Annotated in this window: 13 protein-coding genes; 9 read left to right on the top strand and 4 right to left on the bottom strand. The window is 54.8% G+C overall.

Going from position 1 to position 18,056, the window contains the following annotated elements:
• The first annotated feature begins 1 nt into the window (after position 1).
• From C0623_14470 to C0623_14440, 7 genes are all read left to right on the top strand, one after another.
• Positions 2 to 805, top strand: coding sequence for a cysteine protease (locus C0623_14470; protein PLX97794.1), 804 nt, complete (start codon positions 2 to 4; stop codon positions 803 to 805).
• A 1,164-nt stretch (positions 806 to 1,969) separates the two neighbouring features.
• A complete protein-coding gene (gene recO / locus C0623_14465; GenBank protein PLX97793.1) occupies positions 1,970 to 2,752 on the top strand; it encodes a DNA repair protein RecO in 783 nt (260 codons plus the stop codon).
• Between the two features lie 136 nt (positions 2,753 to 2,888).
• Positions 2,889 to 3,758 (top strand): glycine--tRNA ligase subunit alpha, encoded by an 870-nt coding sequence (gene glyQ, locus C0623_14460; GenBank protein PLX97792.1) that lies wholly within the window; start codon positions 2,889 to 2,891, stop codon positions 3,756 to 3,758.
• Between the two features lie 187 nt (positions 3,759 to 3,945).
• A complete protein-coding gene (locus C0623_14455; protein PLX97791.1) occupies positions 3,946 to 6,012 on the top strand; it encodes a glycine--tRNA ligase subunit beta in 2,067 nt (688 codons plus the stop codon).
• Between the two features lie 219 nt (positions 6,013 to 6,231).
• On the top strand, positions 6,232 to 8,883 hold the full coding sequence (locus C0623_14450) for a pyruvate, phosphate dikinase (GenBank protein ID PLX97790.1): 2,652 nt from the start codon (positions 6,232 to 6,234) through the stop codon (positions 8,881 to 8,883).
• Between the two features lie 153 nt (positions 8,884 to 9,036).
• On the top strand, positions 9,037 to 9,996 hold the full coding sequence (locus tag C0623_14445) for a glycerate dehydrogenase (GenBank protein ID PLX97789.1): 960 nt from the start codon (positions 9,037 to 9,039) through the stop codon (positions 9,994 to 9,996).
• A 583-nt stretch (positions 9,997 to 10,579) separates the two neighbouring features.
• Positions 10,580 to 11,494, top strand: coding sequence for a hypothetical protein (locus C0623_14440; protein PLX97788.1), 915 nt, complete (start codon positions 10,580 to 10,582; stop codon positions 11,492 to 11,494).
• A 59-nt stretch (positions 11,495 to 11,553) separates the two neighbouring features.
• Here the strand turns inward: C0623_14440 and C0623_14435 are convergent, their stop codons facing one another.
• The gene (locus C0623_14435; protein ID PLX97787.1) at positions 11,554 to 13,458 is read right to left on the bottom strand and encodes a hypothetical protein; all 1,905 of its coding nucleotides are present in this window, start codon (positions 13,456 to 13,458) and stop codon (positions 11,554 to 11,556) included.
• 391 nt (positions 13,459 to 13,849) lie between these two features.
• Between C0623_14435 and C0623_14430 the strand changes: the two genes are divergently transcribed.
• Both C0623_14430 and C0623_14425 read left to right on the top strand, forming a co-directional pair.
• A complete protein-coding gene (locus tag C0623_14430; protein PLX97820.1) occupies positions 13,850 to 14,200 on the top strand; it encodes a hypothetical protein in 351 nt (116 codons plus the stop codon).
• 331 nt (positions 14,201 to 14,531) lie between these two features.
• Positions 14,532 to 15,854 carry a class I SAM-dependent methyltransferase gene (locus tag C0623_14425; protein ID PLX97786.1) on the top strand — a complete coding sequence of 441 codons (1,323 nt, stop codon included), beginning with the start codon at positions 14,532 to 14,534 and terminating at the stop codon, positions 15,852 to 15,854.
• 86 nt (positions 15,855 to 15,940) lie between these two features.
• On the opposite strand, the gene C0623_14420 is transcribed toward C0623_14425, so the two are convergent.
• From C0623_14420 to C0623_14410, 3 genes are all read right to left on the bottom strand, one after another.
• Complete coding sequence (locus C0623_14420) at positions 15,941 to 16,384, bottom strand: hypothetical protein (GenBank protein ID PLX97785.1); 444 nt, start codon at positions 16,382 to 16,384, stop codon at positions 15,941 to 15,943.
• 175 nt (positions 16,385 to 16,559) lie between these two features.
• Positions 16,560 to 17,006: a hypothetical protein gene (locus tag C0623_14415; protein PLX97784.1), complete on the bottom strand. Its 447-nt coding sequence runs from the start codon at positions 17,004 to 17,006 to the stop codon at positions 16,560 to 16,562.
• Positions 17,007 to 17,872: 866 nt separating this feature from the next.
• Positions 17,873 to 18,056: hypothetical protein (locus C0623_14410; GenBank protein ID PLX97783.1), on the bottom strand; the 184-nt coding region annotated here is incomplete at its 5' end.

Genomic DNA, 18,056 nt, shown 5'->3' with positions numbered 1-18,056 from the left:
AATGTCCTGGATCAAAGCGAGCTGTACCCTCAACTTCGAGATTCAACCTTCGACGCCGCTCATTCTGATGCTGCGTCCGCGCAGCAGCGAACGGCAGTGGATCGGTCGCGAGTCATACATCATGAACCCGTCGGTGCCGGTACTCGAATATACCGATCTGTTCGGCAACCTTTGTCAGCGGCTGATGACCCCGTCCGGCGATTTTTCGATCAACACCACGGTCGAGGTGCTGGTCAATGACTACCTGGACACATCGACCGGCGCTGATTTCGTCGAGATTCAGCACCTGCCCGAATCGGTTCTTCCCTACCTGCTGCCAAGCCGCTACTGTGAATCGGACCGCATGGCCAACCAGGCGTTGGAGATTGTCGGCGGGGCCCGTCCCGGCTATGACCAGGTCGCCCGCATCGAAGAATGGATCATGAACCAGGTCCGTTACGTTCCGGGTTCGAGCAATGTTCCGATTTCGGCAACGGAAGTCTCGGCCAGAGGTGAAGGCGTCTGTCGCGACCTGGCTCACCTTGGCATCGCATTGTGCCGTAGTATCAGTATGCCGGCGCGGTTGGTGGTCGGCTACCTGTACGGGCTTGAGCCGATGGATATGCATGCCTGGTACGAGGTCTTTGTCGGCGGCCAGTGGTACACCTTCGACCCGACCCAGAGGCAGGCGGTCGGGCGCCGGATCACTATTGCTTTTGGCCGCGATGCGGCCGATGTCTCGGTCTTCCACCAGTTCGGGACCGGTATCCTGTCAAGCATGGATGTTCAGGTCGAGCTGATGTCGGGGCCACCGGAAGCGGTTTAGAGATTGACTTTCGGCGGTATCGCCCGGCGGGCTTACATATAAGGCAGCTGTAAGTTTTAAGCTGTCAGCTGTCAGAGAAAAACAGGAAAAGTCTCAATACTTTAAAAACAAAGCTCTTGACTCACCCGTGGAGCTCTTGAGGCCGCCCTTTGGCACCGCGTTCACTAAACCGCAGCCCAACAGCAACCGCCACAACGAGAACTGCGTTTGCCTCAAGGCAAACTCCCTGGCAGCAAAGTTGAACAGAAACAAACCCAGTTGCATAGAAAGCCCCCGGCAAGGGAGCCGTTTTCTGCGTACTCTTTTATGGCTCAATAAAAGAGTATGGCGGAGTGCGCGGCCGCGACCGCGCGGTTCTCCTGCCTTAAGTATTCTGTTTTCTGCCTTCAGGGGGGACACTTCCCTGGACTTCGGGTAGTATCCCCGTCCAACCCAAAGGTCGCCGGTATCGCCCGGCGTGCTCCTTACTTTTCTTGCCTGTCCTGAGCCAGCCGAAGGGCTTGTCCAAGAAAAGTAAGCAAAAGAATGACACGCCAGCAAGTCCGCCCTAATGATGCGGGTTCCCTCACTGCGCAGATTTCAATCCGTCAGTCACTGGCGTTACCTGAACGCCGGATTNGTAAGTTTTAAGCTGTCAGCTGTCAGAGAAAAACAGGAAAAGTCTCAATACTTTAAAAACAAAGCTCTTGACTCACCCGTGGAGCTCTTGAGGTCGCACCTGTCAGCACGATCACTGAACCGCAGCCCGACCGCAACCGCCACAGCGACGAGCTGTGTTTGCCTCAAGGCAAACTCCCTGGCAGTAAAGTTGAACAGAAACAAACCCAGTTGCACAGAAAGCCCCCGGCAAGGGAGCCGTTTTCTGCATACTCTTTTATGGCTCAATAAAAGAGTATGGCGGAGTGGCGGCCGCGACCGCGCGGTTCTTCCTGTCTTCAGGGGACTCTTTGCTGTCCCCCCGGTAATTCGGGGGACACTTTGTACTCCGGGACACTTCCCTGTAATTCGGGAAGTGTCCCCATCCATCTTGCGTGTCCTGAGCCAGCTGAAGGGGGAGTCTGGTGTTGTATTCACTCCTGTCTGCGAAGAACCTTTAATAAGCCCCTGCAACAAACATAATCATTTTCCTGTTTTCAGGAGACCGACTGCTGTATCCTTTTCCCTATGCAGCAACACCTCTCAGACGCGATCATCCTGCGCCATCTCGATTATGGCGAATCGGACCGGATCGTTACCTTTTTTACGCCCGATCTCGGGCTGCGCAAAGGCTTTGCCCGTGGTGCGAAAAAAAGCCGGAAACGGTTCGGGCCGGGGCTGGAGCTGTTCGCCCAGGTGCGGATTCACTGGACTCAACCGAAATCGGGCGAGCTGCTCTCTTTGCGCGAGGTTGAACTGGTCGATCTCCGCACCGGCCTGCGTAACGATCTTGAAGCGGTGGCGCTGGCCGGTTACGGCTGCGAGCTGGTCGAAGAGCTGATCGGCGATGACCCCGGCCATCCGGAAACGTTCGCGCTGCTGAAATCGTTCCTCGACCATCTCGCCGCTAACGGCACCACGCCGGAAGCGCGGCTGCTCTTCGAATTGCGACTGCTGAACCAGGTCGGCTACGTTCCCCACCTGCTGCACTGCTCGGAATGCGACAATGACCTGCCAGCGGAAAAAGTGGCATTCAATGCCGGTCGTGGCGGTTCGCTCTGCGCCGGCTGTGCTACTTCGTATGACCGGATCCGACTGGCCCGGATGACCCTCGGGTCGCTGGCGAAAATCCTGCACAGTCCGGAAGATAATTTTGCCGATATCCATCTCAGCCCCCTGACTCTGCGCGAGGGCGGCGCGGCGATTTCGAGCGCCATAAAAGTCCATTTGAACAGGCCGTTGCGATCACTTCCTTTTCTTGATCAACTGCTGGCCGAGTCTGATCGCCAGAAACCGGCTGAGACGCCCTGAGATCCCGAGAATCTGCCTTGACAGTTTGCGCGTGAAGGCGCTAGAATTCACTCTTTAAAAACAGACCGATGATTGTATACAGTATACATTTGTAAATAGGGGCCGGCGCACCTGCCGGGTCCCATCCGGAGGCACCGTGACATTTCAGGATTTAATTCTCGCACTACAGAACTACTGGGCGAAAAAAGGATGCGTTATCCAGCAGCCTTACGATATGGAAAAAGGGGCCGGGACTTTCCATCCGGCGACGTTTTTGCGTTCACTCGGCCCGGAGCCGTGGAAAGTCGCTTACGTTGAACCGTCGCGCCGGCCGACCGATGGTCGCTATGGCGAGAACCCGAATCGCCTGCAGCACTACTATCAGTTCCAGGTTATTCTCAAGCCGTCGCCGCTCGATATCCAGGAGCTCTATCTCGACTCGCTGAAGAGCTTCGGTATCGATTCGAGCAAGCACGACATCCGTTTCGTCGAAGACGACTGGGAATCGCCGACTCTCGGCGCCTGGGGTCTCGGCTGGGAGGTCTGGCTCGACGGTATGGAGATCACCCAGTTTACCTATTTCCAGCAGTGCGGCGGCATCGATCTCAAGCCGGTCTCCGGCGAGCTGACCTATGGCATTGAGCGGATCGCCATGTACATCCAGGGGGTCGATAATGTCTACGATCTGGAGTGGGTCGACGGGATCAAGTACGGCGACATCCATCACCAGACCGAAGTTGAATTCTCGCACTACAACTTCGAGGAAGCCGACACCGACATGCTGACCAACCTCTTCGACATGTACGAAGAGGAGTGCAAGCGGCTGGCCGAAAAGGAGCTGGTCTTTCCGGCCTACGACTTTGTTCTGAAATGCTCGCATTCGTTCAACCTGCTGGATGCCCGCGGCGCCATTTCGGTGACCGAGCGGGCCAACTATATCGGGCGTGTGCGCAATCTCGCCCGCCTCTGCGCCGAGGGGTATGTCGCCCAACGGGAGAAGATGGGTTTTCCGTTGTTGAAGAAGTAATCTGAGACAAGGCTGCATTGAACGCAAAGACGCAAGGGCGCAGAGAAGAGAATTAATTTATTATTTAACAAACCCGGACGAGAAAAAGTGGTTAAAACTGCCTCGGCAGTTTCCTGACTCTACTTTGCCGACTTTGCGTCTTGAGTGAGCAGTGCGAACGGGCGTTAACGTAATTGGAGTAACTGAAATGACAAAGGAATTATTCCTTGAAATAGGAACCGAAGAGATTCCGGCCGGGTTCATCCCGAAGGCCCTGAAGGATATGGAAGGGCTGATCCGCAAGGAGCTGGCAAATGCCAGAATCGAGTTAGGTGAGATCAAAACCTTTGCGACGCCGCGACGCCTGGCGATTGCCGTAGCCGATCTGTCGGAACAGCAGCCGGATGTCCGGATCAAGGCGATGGGTCCGGCAAAGAAAGTTGCTTTTGATGCCGATGGCAATCCGACCAGGGCCGGTGAAGGCTTTGCCCGCGGCCAGGGCGTCGACGTCTCCGACCTGAAAATCGTCGAGACCGATAAAGGGGAATACGTATCGGTCGAGAAGGAGGAGAAGGGGAAGCCGACCAGGGAACTCCTCCCCGAGATTCTGCCGCGCCTGATCGGCAATATTTCATTCAAGAAGTCGATGCGCTGGAAGGATCTCGATGTCCGCTTCGCCCGGCCGATGCACTGGATTGTTGCGCTGTTCAATGGCGAGGTGGTTCCGTTTACCTTCGGCAATCTCGAAAGCGGCAACCTCTCGCGCGGGCACCGCTTCATGGCGCCGGAAACGATGATCATCCAGAACGCCGAAAATTACGAAGACCAGTGTGACCGCCACTATGTTACCGCCGATCCGGAAAAACGCAAAAGCGCAATCGGCAAAGGGATTGCCGAAGCAGCGACATCGGTTGGCGGCAGCCTGAATGAAGATGAAGGGTTGCTCGAAGAGGTCACTTACCTGGTCGAGGACCCGACCCCGCTGGTCGGCACCTTCGAAGAAGAATATCTGCAACTGCCGCGCGAATTGCTGATCACCAGCATGCGCGAGCATCAGCGCTACTTTACGGTTGTCGACAAGAACGGCAACCTGATGCCGCACTTCATCACTGTTTCCAATACGCGCGTCGACGATCCGGCGGTTGTCGTCAAGGGGAATGAGCGGGTCATCCGGGCCCGCCTGGCCGATGCCATGTTCTTCTGGACGGAAGACCAGAAGGTCAGTCTCGAAAGCCGCCTCGAGGCCCTCAAGTCGGTGGTCTACCAGAAGAAGCTCGGCACCAGCTACGAGAAGGTGATGCGCTTTAAAGAGCTCGCGGTCGGCCTGGCGAAGCAGCTCGATCCGTCGGTCAAGGCCGAAACCGAGCGGGCGGCCCTGCTCAGCAAGTGTGATCTTGAGACCGGCATGGTCTACGAGTTTCCGGAGCTGCAGGGGATCATGGGGCGTGAGTACGCCAAGATCGATGGCGAAGATCCCCGCGTCGCCGTGGCAATTCATGAACACTATCTGCCGATCGAAGCGGGTGGCGAACTGCCGTCCGATAATATCGGGGCCTTTGTCTCGATCGCCGACAAGATCGATTCGATCTGCGGCTGTTTCGGCGTCGGCCTGATTCCGACCGGCTCGGCCGATCCCTTTGCCCTGCGGCGCAGTGCAATCGGTATTTTGAACATCATCCTCGATCGCAAGTTCAATATTTCGATTCCGGGTCTGGTTGACGATGCCCTGGCCCAGCTCAAGGATAAGCTGACCCGGCCGGTCGAAGAGGTCCGGGCCGAGGTGATCGAGTTCATCCGCCTCCGTTTTGTCAACATGCTGACCTCGCAGGACTATCCGGCCGATCTGGTCGATGCCGTGCTTTCGGCCTCGTTCGATGACCCGAACGATGCGACGGAGCGGATCAGGGCGCTGGCGAAGCTGAAAGAACAGGGCGAATTCGAATACCTGGCGGCGACGTTCAAGCGGGTTGCCAATATTATCAAAGGCGGTGTCAACCAGCCGGTCGACAAGCAGCTGTTCGAGGGACCGTACGAAGATGCCCTCTACTCCGCCTTCCTCCAGGTCGGCGACAAGATCGAAAAGTTTCGCCATCAAGGCGACTATGTCAGTGCTTTACAGACCATCGTGCCGCTCCGCGACTATGTCGATGCCTTCTTCGAAGGGGTCATGGTCATGGCCGATGATGAAAACATCAAGAACAACCGGCTGGCATTGCTGACCGCAATTGCGCGCCTGTTCGAAGACATCGCAGACTTTACCAGAATAGCCGACTGATCACAGTCGGCTGTTTTATTGAAGCAGGAAAGATCTTCTAACGGAGAGATGGAGAGAGGCAGAGTCGGAGAGAAACAAAACCGGATTTTTTTAAGCTTTTAAAGGTTTTCTCTCCATCTCAGCGGCTCTCCGCTAAGAAGTTTTTTGCTAATTGTTGTTTCGGGGTTTGTCAATCTAAACGGAGCACGGGGGCTCCGGCATTAACTTTTGAGGAGGAGTTTGATGGCCAAATTTGTGTATTTCTTCGGGGACGGAATCTCCGAGGGACGCGGGGACATGAAGAATCTGCTCGGTGGCAAGGGTGCCAACCTGGCAGAAATGACATCAATCGGCCTGCCGGTTCCGGCTGGTTTCACCATCACCACCGAAGTCTGTACGACCTATTACGACAACGACAAGAAATACCCGGAGACGCTCGCGGCCGAGGTCGAGGAGAATCTCGGCCGGGTTGAAAAGCTGATGGGTAAAAAGTTCGGCGACGCCAGCAATCCGCTGCTGGTTTCAGTCCGCTCCGGGGCGCGGGCCTCGATGCCGGGGATGATGGATACCGTGCTCAACCTCGGGCTGAACGATCAGACCGTCAAGGGGGTCATCGCCCAGAGCGGCGACGAGCGCTTCGCCTACGATTCCTACCGCCGGTTTATCCAGATGTATACCAACGTCGTCATGGGGATGAATGGAGAAATCCTCGAGGATCTTCTCGAGAAGATGAAGCATGAGAAGGGCGTCGAAGAGGATACGGCTCTCTCCGCCGAAGATCTCAAGGACCTGGTCTTCCAGTTCAAGATCAAGGTCAAGGAAGAAATCGGCAAGGATTTCCCGACCGATCCGAAGGAACAGCTCTGGGGAGCCGTCAGCGCCGTTTTCGATTCCTGGATGAACACCCGCGCCATCACCTACCGCAAGCTCAATAATATCCCGGCCGAGTGGGGGACCGCGGTCAACGTGCAATCGATGGTCTTCGGCAACATGGGTGACGACTGCGCTACCGGCGTCGCCTTTACCCGGAACCCGTCGACCGGTGAAAAGAAGTTCTACGGCGAGTTTTTGATCAACGCCCAGGGCGAGGATGTCGTCGCCGGCATCCGGACGCCGCAGCCGGTGCTGCAGGAGCAGGGTGCCGGCTCGATGGAGGAGCTGCTGCCGGAATGTTTCGGCCAGTTGATGAAGGTTCAGGAAACCCTTGAGAAGCACTACCGTGATATGCAGGATATCGAGTTCACCATCGAGAAGAACAAACTCTACATGCTGCAGACCCGCAACGGCAAGCGCACCGCCAAGGCGGCGATCAAAGTTGCTGTCGATATGGTCGAGGAAGGGTTAATTACCAAAAAAGAAGCGGTGATGCGGGTCGAGCCGAACCAGCTCGATCAACTGCTGCATCCGTCGCTCGATCCGAACGCCGAGAAAAATGTTGTCGCCAAGGGCCTGCCGGCTTCCCCCGGTGCGGTCAGCGGCGAGATTGTCTTTTCGGCCGACGAGGCCGAAGAAGCGGCGAAGATCGGGCACAAGGTGATCCTGACCCGGATCGAGACCTCGCCGGAAGATATTCACGGCATGCACGCGGCCCAGGGGATTCTGACCGCCCGTGGCGGCATGACCTCGCATGCGGCGGTGGTCGCCCGCGGCATGGGCAAGTGCTGTGTCGCCGGCTGCGGTGACATCAAGGTCAGCTATACCGATCAGCAGTTCATCACGCCGTCCGGCGAGGTGTTCAAGAAGGGCGATGTCATCACCCTGGATGGTGCCACCGGTGAAGTTATCAAGGGCGAAGTGCCGACGGTCAAGCCGGAGCTGACCGGTGACTTTGAAACCCTGATGACCTGGGTCGACGAATACCGCAGGATGAAAGTCCGGACCAATGCCGATACGCCGACCGATTCCCAGGTGGCCCGTGATTTCGGAGCGGAAGGGATCGGCCTCTGCCGGACCGAACACATGTTCTTCGAGGGCGATCGGATTATGGCCGTCCGCGAGATGATTCTCGCCGCCGATGTCGATGGTCGCAAGCGGGCCCTCGACAAGATTCTGCCGATGCAGCGCAGCGATTTCCATGGTCTGTTCCAGGTGATGAAGGGGTTGCCGGTCACCATCCGTTTGCTTGATCCGCCGCTGCACGAGTTTTTGCCGCACAGCGATGATGAAATCGAGGCGCTGGCCAAGGATGTTGGCGTTGAAGCTTCGACCCTGAAAGCCAAGGTTGAATCGCTGCACGAGTTCAATCCAATGCTCGGTCATCGCGGCTGCCGCCTCGCCGTCACCTTTCCCGAGATTTACAACATGCAGGTCCGCGCCATCATGGAAGCGGCCTGCCAGCTGATCAAGGATGACGGCTACGATATCGTACCGGAAATCATGATTCCGCTGGTCAGCGAGGTCCGGGAGCTGGGGATCCTGCGGGCCAACGCCATCCGCATCGCCGATGCGGTCATTGCCGAGTACGGGGTCGAAGTCGAGTATCTGATCGGCACCATGATCGAGCTGCCGCGCGCCGCCCTGACCGCCAATGCTATCGCCGAAGAAGCCGACTTCTTCTCGTTCGGTACCAATGACCTGACCCAGACAACCTACGGTCTGTCGCGTGACGACGCCGGCAAGTTCCTGCCGTTTTATGTCGACAAGGAGATCTATCCGAACGATCCGTTTGTTGCCATCGATCAGGATGGCGTCGGTGAACTGGTCAAGATCGGTTGTGAACGGGGACGCGAAACCCGCCCCGACATCAAGCTCGGCATCTGTGGTGAACATGGTGGTGAACCATCGAGTGTCATCTTCTGCCACAAGGCCGGCCTTGATTATGTTTCATGCTCACCGTACCGGGTGCCGATCGCCCGACTGGCTGCTGCCCACGCGGCGCTGATCGATGAATAAAGATCAGGATAAGCCCCCGACACGCGTCGGGGGCTTGTTTTTTCAGAAGTGAATATTGAGTTGCAAGTGGACTCTGGTCCAGGGTTCGCTATAGTTCTTGTGATCAGTTATTTGAAGCGAAATTTCAACAGGATAATTTTCAAGGGATAAAAAATGCGAATAGTCGTGCTCGATGGCTACACCATGAATCCGGGTGATCTCGACATGGATCCACTGATGAGGCTTGGCGAATGCGAAATCCATGATCGGACCGATCAGGAAGATGTCCTGCAGCGGATCGGCACCGCCGATGTTATCGTCCTGACCAACAAGACCGTTCTCGATGCCGAGATTATCAACGCATTACCGAATCTGAAATATATCGGGGTGTTGGCGACCGGCTACAATGTCGTCGATCTCGAGGCGGCCCGGGCCAAGGGTATCGTTGTCACCAACGTGCCGGCCTACAGTACCTCATCGGTCGTGCAGATGGTGTTCGCCCTGCTGCTCGAGCTGACCCAGAAGGTCGCCCTGCACGATAAACTGGTGCGCAAAGGGCGCTGGGAAGAGTGTCCCGACTTCTCGTTCACCGCGATGCCGCTGCTCGAGCTTGAAGGGAAGACGATGGGGATTGTCGGCTACGGCACCATCGGCCGCCGCGTTGCCCAGGTCGCGCGGTCCTTCGGGATGAATATTCTCGTCTATACCGCAAATCCCGAGAAGTACCAGCGGGATACGACCGTTCGATTTATTGATCTCGACAACCTTTTCGGGCAGTCGGATGTGATCAGCCTGCATTGCCCCCTGACCCCGGAGACCGAGAACCTGGTCAACGAGGAACGGATCACCCTGATGAAAAAATCGGCGATTCTGATCAACACCGGTCGAGGCCAACTGGTCGACGAGTGGGCGCTCTCCGACGCGCTCGATGCCAAGCAGATCGCCGGCGCCGGGATCGATGTGCTCTCCGAGGAGCCGCCGCGCACCCATCATCCTTTGATCGGCGCCACCAACTGTTTTGTCACGCCGCATATCGCCTGGGCAACCCGCGAAGCGCGGATGCGTCTGCTGGCGATTGCCGTGGAAAATATCAAGGCGTTTATCGATGGCGAGCCAATCAATGTTGTAAGTTGAGCCAAAGATTGAAGCGATTCGGGGAGCATCGATTGATGCTCCCTTTTTTGTGATTCATCGTACTTATCCGAATTCACGGGGACACTTCGCTGGACTTCGGGTAGTGTCCCCACCAACTTTTCACTCCGTTTGGGAGCCGATTGATGATTTTGATTCACCCCCGTTGCTCTTGAGGTCGCCCCTGTCAGCGCGATTACCGAACCGTAGCCCGACCGCAACCGCCACAACGACGAACTGCGTTTGCCTCAAGGCAAACTCCCTGACAGCACCGTTGAACAGAAACAATTCAGGCCGCACAAAAAGCCCCCGGCAAGGGAGCCGTTTTCTGCATACTCTTTTATGGCTCAATAAAAGAGTATGGCGGAGTGCGCGGCCGCGACCGCGCGGTTTTCATGTCTTCTGGTCAGGGGACACTTCCCTGAAATGCGGGTAGTGTCCCCATCCATCGAAATGCGGGTAGTGTCCCCAACTAGCAGTGTCCCCATCCATCTTGCCTGTCCTGAGCCGGCTGAAGGGCGCTAGATTGAACACGGTTGTCACTCTGATAGAATGATATCAACAACCGAACAGAAAGAGAGCTGCCATGCCGCGAAATTATCTTTTATTACTCACCATGACCTTCATGTTGCTGAGCGCCAACCTGGCGCTGGCAATCGAAATCAACTCAGTCAGTCCGAACCGTATTTCTCCCGGCGATAATTTATTCGTCACCTTCCGCGATGCGCAGCAGCCGCCGCGGCTGATTATCGGCAATCAGACTCTGGTCCCCCTGCAAGATGACGCCGGCGTTATCTTCTACCAGGTTCCGAACATCCCGGCGGGTGAATATTCGCTGCTATTCCTCGATGAAGGCAACATCCGCACGAGCAGCTTCCGGTTAACGATTGCCGAGCCGGTGCCGATGATCGATTCACTCAGCCCTTCAATTATCGCTGAATGTGCAGAAGATATCGAAAAAGAGATCAGTGTTCTCGGCCGGAATTTCCTGCAGGTGAGCCGCCTGCTTGTCGATGGTTCCCTGGTCGAATCGAGCGTCATCAGTCAAGAGCAGATCACTTTTGATGCCTCGCCCCTGCGCGTCGGAACCCATGGAATTCAGGTGGTCAATCCGGCCGGCAGTAAATCGGTGCCGTTTTCACTCTATGTCAACAATGTGCCGGTTATCAACGAAGTGAGCGTCGGCGATTCCTACACCAATCATTATGAGCTGGTAATCAAGGGCGGTAATTTCTTTCAGCAGTCGACCCTCCTGGTAACAGAAGCGCCACCGGGACTGATCGGTGTCCCGCCACGGCAGAAGGTGGTGTGGGGCAAGGGGCGGCGCACCAGTCCGAACAGCCTGGTCGACCAGGAGAATGAGGACTACCTCTTTTACGAGGATTGCAATACCCTGATTTATTTCAGGTTCCCCCTGAGTGGTCAGCAGCGCGACATGACACTCAAGGTGATCAACCCGGATGGCAAGGCTTCGCAATCGTATGATTTGCTGGCCAACTAGGGAGATTAATGCAGGATGAAGTTTAAAGGCGGAGCCGTTAGTGGCTCCGCCTTTTTTGTCTATTGGCCTAGGTTGACGACTTCAACCAGATATGAGTTGGCTTTTGGTGTCCCACTTAAGAACGTTCCAGGTGGCAACCATGTTCCGCTGACTTCAACTAGAACCCGGTAAAACGTCGAGGCGGTTGCTTCGAAGGCAACCGAGAAGGTCGGCAAGGGGTCGCGCATCCCCTCAGCGGTCGCTTCGCTCGTGGTGTCGGTGACATACGACGCTGAAGTGAGGGCGGCCGAAGCGTCATCCAGGACGGTCATTTTTGGTTCGAGCTGTGATCCCCAACCGGCGTTGTCATTCGCCTTTAGGTCAAAGTCATCGGTCGCATAGATATGGACGATGACCATGTCACCGGCCGTGATGTTCATGTCGCTCAGATCGGTCGCATCCAGTTCGAAGATATCAACATCGAGAGCCGAGCTGATTTCACCGGAAGCTGTTGCGACATCGTTGGCTGCGTCCACGAGGAATGTGCTCGGCGTGTTGGCCGGGAGTGTATCGTTCGGTTCGGTCTCAAGGTCCGACGCTTTCAGCTTCTGGATATGGAAGGAGTAATCAATCGATGCTGGAGGAGTCAATTGATCGCTGTCCTCTTGGACCTTGATCCGGTAATCGGCTGCGGTCGAACTCTGGAAAAGAATGCTGCGGGTCGACATGTCGAGATTTGCTGCGGAGACGCTACGATCATTAAAAGGGCCATCGAACGGAATCGGGTCTTCCGTCGTATTGATCGAGTCAGGGGCGTGCAGTTGTATCTTGATTAAATCGTCTGAATCCTCAGCCAGTAATTTGTCGAATTGGCGGATCAGAATCATGTCGCCCGGTTCTGCCGTAAAGGAATACCAGTGCGTCTCGGTCGAGGCTGGGCTTAATGTTCCTTCGACCAGGTCTCCGTAGCTTATTGCTTGCGGTGATGCCAAGCTGCTGGCTACTTCGGGAACGATCGATGTAAACCTTTCCTCGGTGTATGCAAGCAGGTATTTTGTGTCGGTTTCCGGATTAGACGGTGTTTCGGTTACCTCGACCGCATACCGGTTGTCCGCAGTTACTTTCCGGCAGATTTTCGGGTCGGTGTAGAGATAGTCGTCAACAAGATTGACTGCAGGGTATGAAGAAGTATCGGGCCCGTAAAGATGGAGCTCCGGGTCGGGATAGTCCGGGGAAATTTGTTCGTCCATCATGCCGTTGCGTTGTGCAAAGATTTCAAAGCAAGAAAGGACCGGATTGCCGGCAGTCGCGGTAATATCAATGTAGTAAAAATCGGGGTCGTTATTTTTAAACAGCCCTGAGATGATTTCATCGAATTCTGGGCCCGGATTATCTCGAAGGATTTCATCCTCATTCGTAAGTTGAAGCAGGTTGTCATTCTGGTTGCCCGAATCGAGTTCAACTTCATTCTGGATTGGCCCAAACTGAGTTTCCATATCAACGGTATTAACCCTCAATTTGAACGGGGCGCCTTTCGCTGCGGCACTCTGTCGTCTGACAGTCACCTGGTAGGTGATTGGTACTGCGCTTGCCGGCAAATAGTACAGAGGAATCTCGGTATCGCGATAACCGAAAAACCAGAAATTTGCGATGGTATCATTAAGCTGGTGTTTCAGCAGCCCTTGGTCCGGAAAGGTTACCCGGGAGAGTTCGACTGCCGGTGCGTTGAAAGTCCCACCTGCAATATTCCAGGCTGACTGGTTCAGACGGATGCCGTAAAGTTCAACAGAGATATAGGTCCCCTCGGTATTGGGTGCAACATCGAATGTATAGGAAACAGAGGAGAAACTGGTCAGGTCGCCATCGTAAAACTTGTTAATCGCTGTGCCCATGTTGATCGGCGGCGCCGGCGATGTGCCGCCACCACCGCTACCTCCACCACCACAGGACGTGAGGATAAGGGTTATGCCGATATAAAAGAACATCAGGGCTGTCTAATATTTTCGCATGCTGTTTTCTCCGGATATTTGTGTCTGAACACTATTGTATCGCATAAATATACATGAAAGCGGCAAATATTGTCCAGAAACGGAGTTTTTCGGGAAAAGTATTTGGTGATGTTGGCATCTTCGGCTAGAATGATAATCCATTACAGTTTTGGAGGGTTTATCTATGGGACTCAGTGAACGCAGAAAAGAATTTAAACGCCGCCGTCAGCGCCGCAACAAGAGGTTGAAGGTGCGGCGGCGTGAAGAATTAACCGCTTCCGGTCGCAAGATCAAGGTCGAGAAGTCGAGGCCGGCGGTCAGGGCTGCCGCTCCGACTGAAGAGAAGCCGAAGACCACGACCCGCAAAAAGAAGGTCGAAGAAGCACCGGTGCAGGAAGTTAAAGTTGAAGAAAAACCGGTTGAAGATCTCGAAGTAAAGCAGGTCGTCACGGAGGAGAAAGCTCCGGCCAAAAAAGCAGCCGCCAAGAAGGCTCCGGCAAAGAAAACTGCGGCCAAGAAGGACGACGCTGAAAAGAAACCGGCGGCGAAAAAGGCTCCGGCCAAAAAAGCTGCGGCGAAGAAAGATGACGCCGAGAAGAAACCGGCCGCTAAAAAGGCTCCGGCAAAAAAGGCAGCGGCCAAGAAGGATGATGCCGAAAAGAAACCGGCCGCCAAGAAGGCACCGGCGAAGAAGGCTCCGGCCAAGAAAGCTCCGGCCAAGAAAGACGAAGAAAAGTAAGAATTTTCAAGAGCAGCTTGCAAATGGCAAAAGAGGGCGGAATTTAATTCCGCCCTCTTTTTTTGTCTGATCTGGCTTAGTCCGGAAAAACGGGCAGGTTATTATCGCCGCCGCTGCTATTTTTCTGATGAGTCGCTTCAGATGACAAAAGAATCACTTATTCCCGGGCTAACAGAAAGTGGAATGATTTCAGTCCGTTCCGATCATAAAGGGCAGGTTCCGGGGAGTATCCGCTCAGCAGGTTGTTGCATTCCTGGCAGGTCGAGACTTGAAATTCTTGTGAAATGTTTTATTTGTTAGATAGTTAGCTGATAAGAAAGGAGTTCTGGCGATGAAGGGGCTGGTCGGTCGGAAGGTCTCGGCGGAGGAATCGGAGGCGCAGCAGGGAATCGAATTTTTCGAAAGGGTGTTCAACGAAGCCCGGATCGAACCATTCTCGGTCAGGCTCTGGGACGGCAGCGAGTGGTGGAGCGATGATCGGCCGCCTCGTTTCACCCTGAAGATGAAGCACCCGGCGGCGCTGCGCAACATGTTCTGGCGTCCGAGCGAACTCTCACTCGGCGAATCGTTCATTTACGATGATTTCGATATCGAGGGAGATCTCGAGGCTAGTTTCGAACTCGCCGATTATTTGCTGGAGCGAGACTGTCGCCCGCTGGAAAAGCTGAAGCTGGCCCGCAAGCTGCTGCGGCTGCCGAAGAAGTCTGCCGGGGGCAATAGCCGATCCGCCGCGCGGCTGCAGGGCGAAGCCCATTCAAAGGAGCGGGACGCCGATGCGGTCAGGTACCATTACGATGTCTCCAACGCGTTCTATAAGCTTTGGCTTGACCAGCGGATGATCTACTCCTGCGCCCTGTTTCACAGCCCGGACGACAGCCTCGACGAGGCCCAGGAGCGCAAGCTCGATTATATCTGCCGCAAACTGCGCCTGAGTAAAGGCGAGAAGTTGCTCGATATTGGCTGCGGCTGGGGCGGCCTGATTATGCACGCCGCCCGGAACTACGGGGTCGAAGCGCTCGGCATTACCCTGAGCGCGCCCCAGGCCGAACTCGCCAACGAGCGCATTCGTGAAGCGGGTCTGGATGAGCGCTGCCGGGCCGAGGTCTGCGACTATCGCGATGTGCCGGCGGACCGACAGTTCGACAAGGCGGTCAGCGTTGGCATGTTCGAACATGTCGGCGAAACCAGGTTGCCGGATTACTTCGACAAGGCCTACCATCTTCTGAAACCGGGCGGCGTTTTTCTCAATCACGGCATCACCGAGGCAATGACGGGATCAGAGAGCGGCGGACCGTCCTTCATCGACAAATACGTCTTTCCGGACGGCGATTTGCTGCCGATCAGCACCTCCCTGCGCGCTGCCGAACAGAGCGGCTTCGAGGTTCGGGATGTCGAAAGCCTGCGCGAGCACTATGCCATGACCCTGCGCCATTGGGTTGATCGACTCGAGGCGAACCGCGAGAGGGCGATTGAGTTGACCGATCCGGTCACATACCGGGTCTGGCGCATCTACATGGCCGGCTCGGCCTACGGATTCAAGACGGGCCGCATCGGTATCTATCAGAGTCTGCTGGCGAAATCGGGCCGCCGACCGAGTGGATTGCCGTTGACCCGCTGCGACTGGTATCGACCTTGCCCTGGCAGGTATCACTAAAGATATCTGGAATTAATAAGAAAAGGGTTGTTCCTTCTTGAAGTAAGATTTTCCATCTTTGAATGGATTTCGTTCTCGTTTGCCGTTCAATTGTCATCTTCAGCCGTTTCGTCATCTGTGAATACTCTACAGATACACTCCTCGAGGGTGCTTAGCGCATCATCAAGCAATTCACGTTGTGAAACAGCCTTGTTCAGAAGTGTTTGTATCGGTGCAAGTTTCTCATGCTCGACAAGAGAGAGGTCAACTTTAAGCATTGACCAGTTGGGGTATAAGCGATCCATGTCGCCACTCTCTGCCGACAGAAGTTTTACGTCCGTATGGCGTGGGTCTTTTTCAATCCGTTTATATAAAGCGTCGATCGCGCCGCCTGGTCCTTCGATCAACTGGTAGAATTTGTTGCCGGCAGCGACCAGCATGCCGGTAATCCCTTTTTGCTTGTTGTGCTTCTGGGCCAGCTCGACAAGTTTTTGAACTTCATCTTCAGTGAAGGGTTTTGCCATTGAACTGACATAGCGTATGCGTTTCATGTGCGACTCCAGCCTGATTGCAATGCCAGGATGTCAGGGGCAGTGTTGGCATGTTGACCGGTCAGCCCAAGGTTTCTGCCGCATGTTGCATGCTTTTTGTGTATTCCCGCCCAAGAGCGAGCATCACTGTTTGTCAACTTCTGGCGACTGCGAGAGTTGATCTTTATTTGATTGGTCAGCTGCACTGCTCAAGGTGTTTTCTCAGGGTATCACAATGAGCTAGATCTTCTTTCCACAACTCTTCGAAAACGGCCGATATTTGCGGATTGTTAAACTCCAGAACATTATGGGCGTGGACTTGCATGAAGTTTTTCTCCATTTCTAAAGCCATGGTTAAAGCACGTCCCTGATCCAGCTCTTCTTCATCAACCATTGCTAGAAACTTTTCGGCAAGTCTCATTGCTGAGTATGTTTTGTCCCAGGTAATTTTAAAGTTACTGATTTCTTCTTTACGCAGCTGCAAAAGCAACTCGAGATTTCGGCTGTGATTTTCTTCTTCTTTGCTGAGCCTGGTAAAGGCTTCACGCAATTCATTCGGATAAGAGTCGTTCGTAGCCAATGACTTATATATCTGGCTCGCCAGTTCTTCAACTTTCTGACAATCTCTTATGAAAACATGCATGTGAAGGCCCTCCTTATAGATTGACTTCCAAGGTCAGGTAAGTTCCATGAACAACTCTAAGCTAATATGTTGTTTTCTGCAAGAAGAGCAAATGCTCAAAACCTCCCCATCGACGCCATCAAAGTGTTCCCGTTCTCTTTTTATTTGGTAACCTCTTGTTATGGATATCGGCGATCTTCATCCCTGGCCCGAAAACTATCGGCAGGCGGTTTTGCAGCAGGATCTTCTGGCCGCCGGGGTTTGCTCTAAGAATGATCTCCAGACTCTGATCGCCTGTCCTGAGCTATCTTGTACTGAGCTCGCCGAAGTAGCCGAAGGGGGAATCCATCGATGATTTTGAACCACCCCCGTTGCTCTTGAGGTCGCTTCCGCCAGCGCGACCACTGAACCGTAGCCCAACCGCAACTGCCACGGAGACGTATTGTGTTTGCCTCAAGGCAAACCCTCCGGCAACACAATTGAACAGAAACAATTCAAGCCGCACAAAAAGCCCCTGCAAGGGAGCGGTTTCTTTGGTTCGTTTCTTTATCGCTTAATAAAGATATGAACCCGGCTGCCGGGCCGGGACCCGGCGGTTCTAAGATCTTTAGTCTCCAGAGACACCTCCCTGCCCTTCGGGTAGTGTCTCCATCCAACGAAACCAACCAAGGTCGCCGGTAGCGCACGACCGACTCCTGACTTTTTTTGCCTGTACTGAGCCAGCTGAAGGAGGAGTCTAACGTTGTATTACTCAAATCTGCGAAGAACCAATAAAAAGGGCTGATCCGGTTGGTAGATCAGCCCCGCTTCGAGCCTGGCAGAAGGGTTGGGGAAGGAGGTCGGAGGTTGGGACCTCATAACCGTTCATGCCAGCCCGCTCAATTTTATTATTTTTCTTGGGCTGTCCCTTCTTCGGCCTCTTCGCCAAGATCCCGGGCGAATTCGAGATCATCGGCCGAGAACACCCGGTTAATATCGAGGATGATGACGAACTTGTCGCCGAGGTTGCCCATCCCCTTGATGAACTCGGTATTCAGCCTGGTCCCGATCTTCGGCGGCGGCTCGATCTGG

The sequence above is a fragment of the Desulfuromonas sp. genome (assembly GCA_002869615.1).
Lineage (GTDB): Bacteria > Desulfobacterota > Desulfuromonadia > Desulfuromonadales > UBA2294 > BM707.
Note: the sequence above shows the minus strand (reverse complement) of the source record. Positions and strands in the feature narration are given on the sequence as shown.

What these genes read in the sequence shown, in the direction of transcription:
- C0623_14470 (PLX97794.1), top strand. Translation starts at nt 2, where the DNA reads ATGTCCTGGATCAAAGCGAGCTGTACCCTCAACTTCGAGATTCAACCT.
- recO (PLX97793.1), top strand. Translation starts at nt 1,970, where the DNA reads ATGCAGCAACACCTCTCAGACGCGATCATCCTGCGCCATCTCGATTAT.
- C0623_14455 (PLX97791.1), top strand. Translation starts at nt 3,946, where the DNA reads ATGACAAAGGAATTATTCCTTGAAATAGGAACCGAAGAGATTCCGGCC.
- C0623_14445 (PLX97789.1), top strand. Translation starts at nt 9,037, where the DNA reads ATGCGAATAGTCGTGCTCGATGGCTACACCATGAATCCGGGTGATCTC.
- C0623_14440 (PLX97788.1), top strand. Translation starts at nt 10,580, where the DNA reads ATGCCGCGAAATTATCTTTTATTACTCACCATGACCTTCATGTTGCTG.
- C0623_14435 (PLX97787.1), bottom strand. Translation starts at nt 13,458, where the DNA reads ATGTTCTTTTATATCGGCATAACCCTTATCCTCACGTCCTGTGGTGGT.
- C0623_14425 (PLX97786.1), top strand. Translation starts at nt 14,532, where the DNA reads ATGAAGGGGCTGGTCGGTCGGAAGGTCTCGGCGGAGGAATCGGAGGCG.
- C0623_14420 (PLX97785.1), bottom strand. Translation starts at nt 16,384, where the DNA reads ATGAAACGCATACGCTATGTCAGTTCAATGGCAAAACCCTTCACTGAA.
- C0623_14415 (PLX97784.1), bottom strand. Translation starts at nt 17,006, where the DNA reads ATGCATGTTTTCATAAGAGATTGTCAGAAAGTTGAAGAACTGGCGAGC.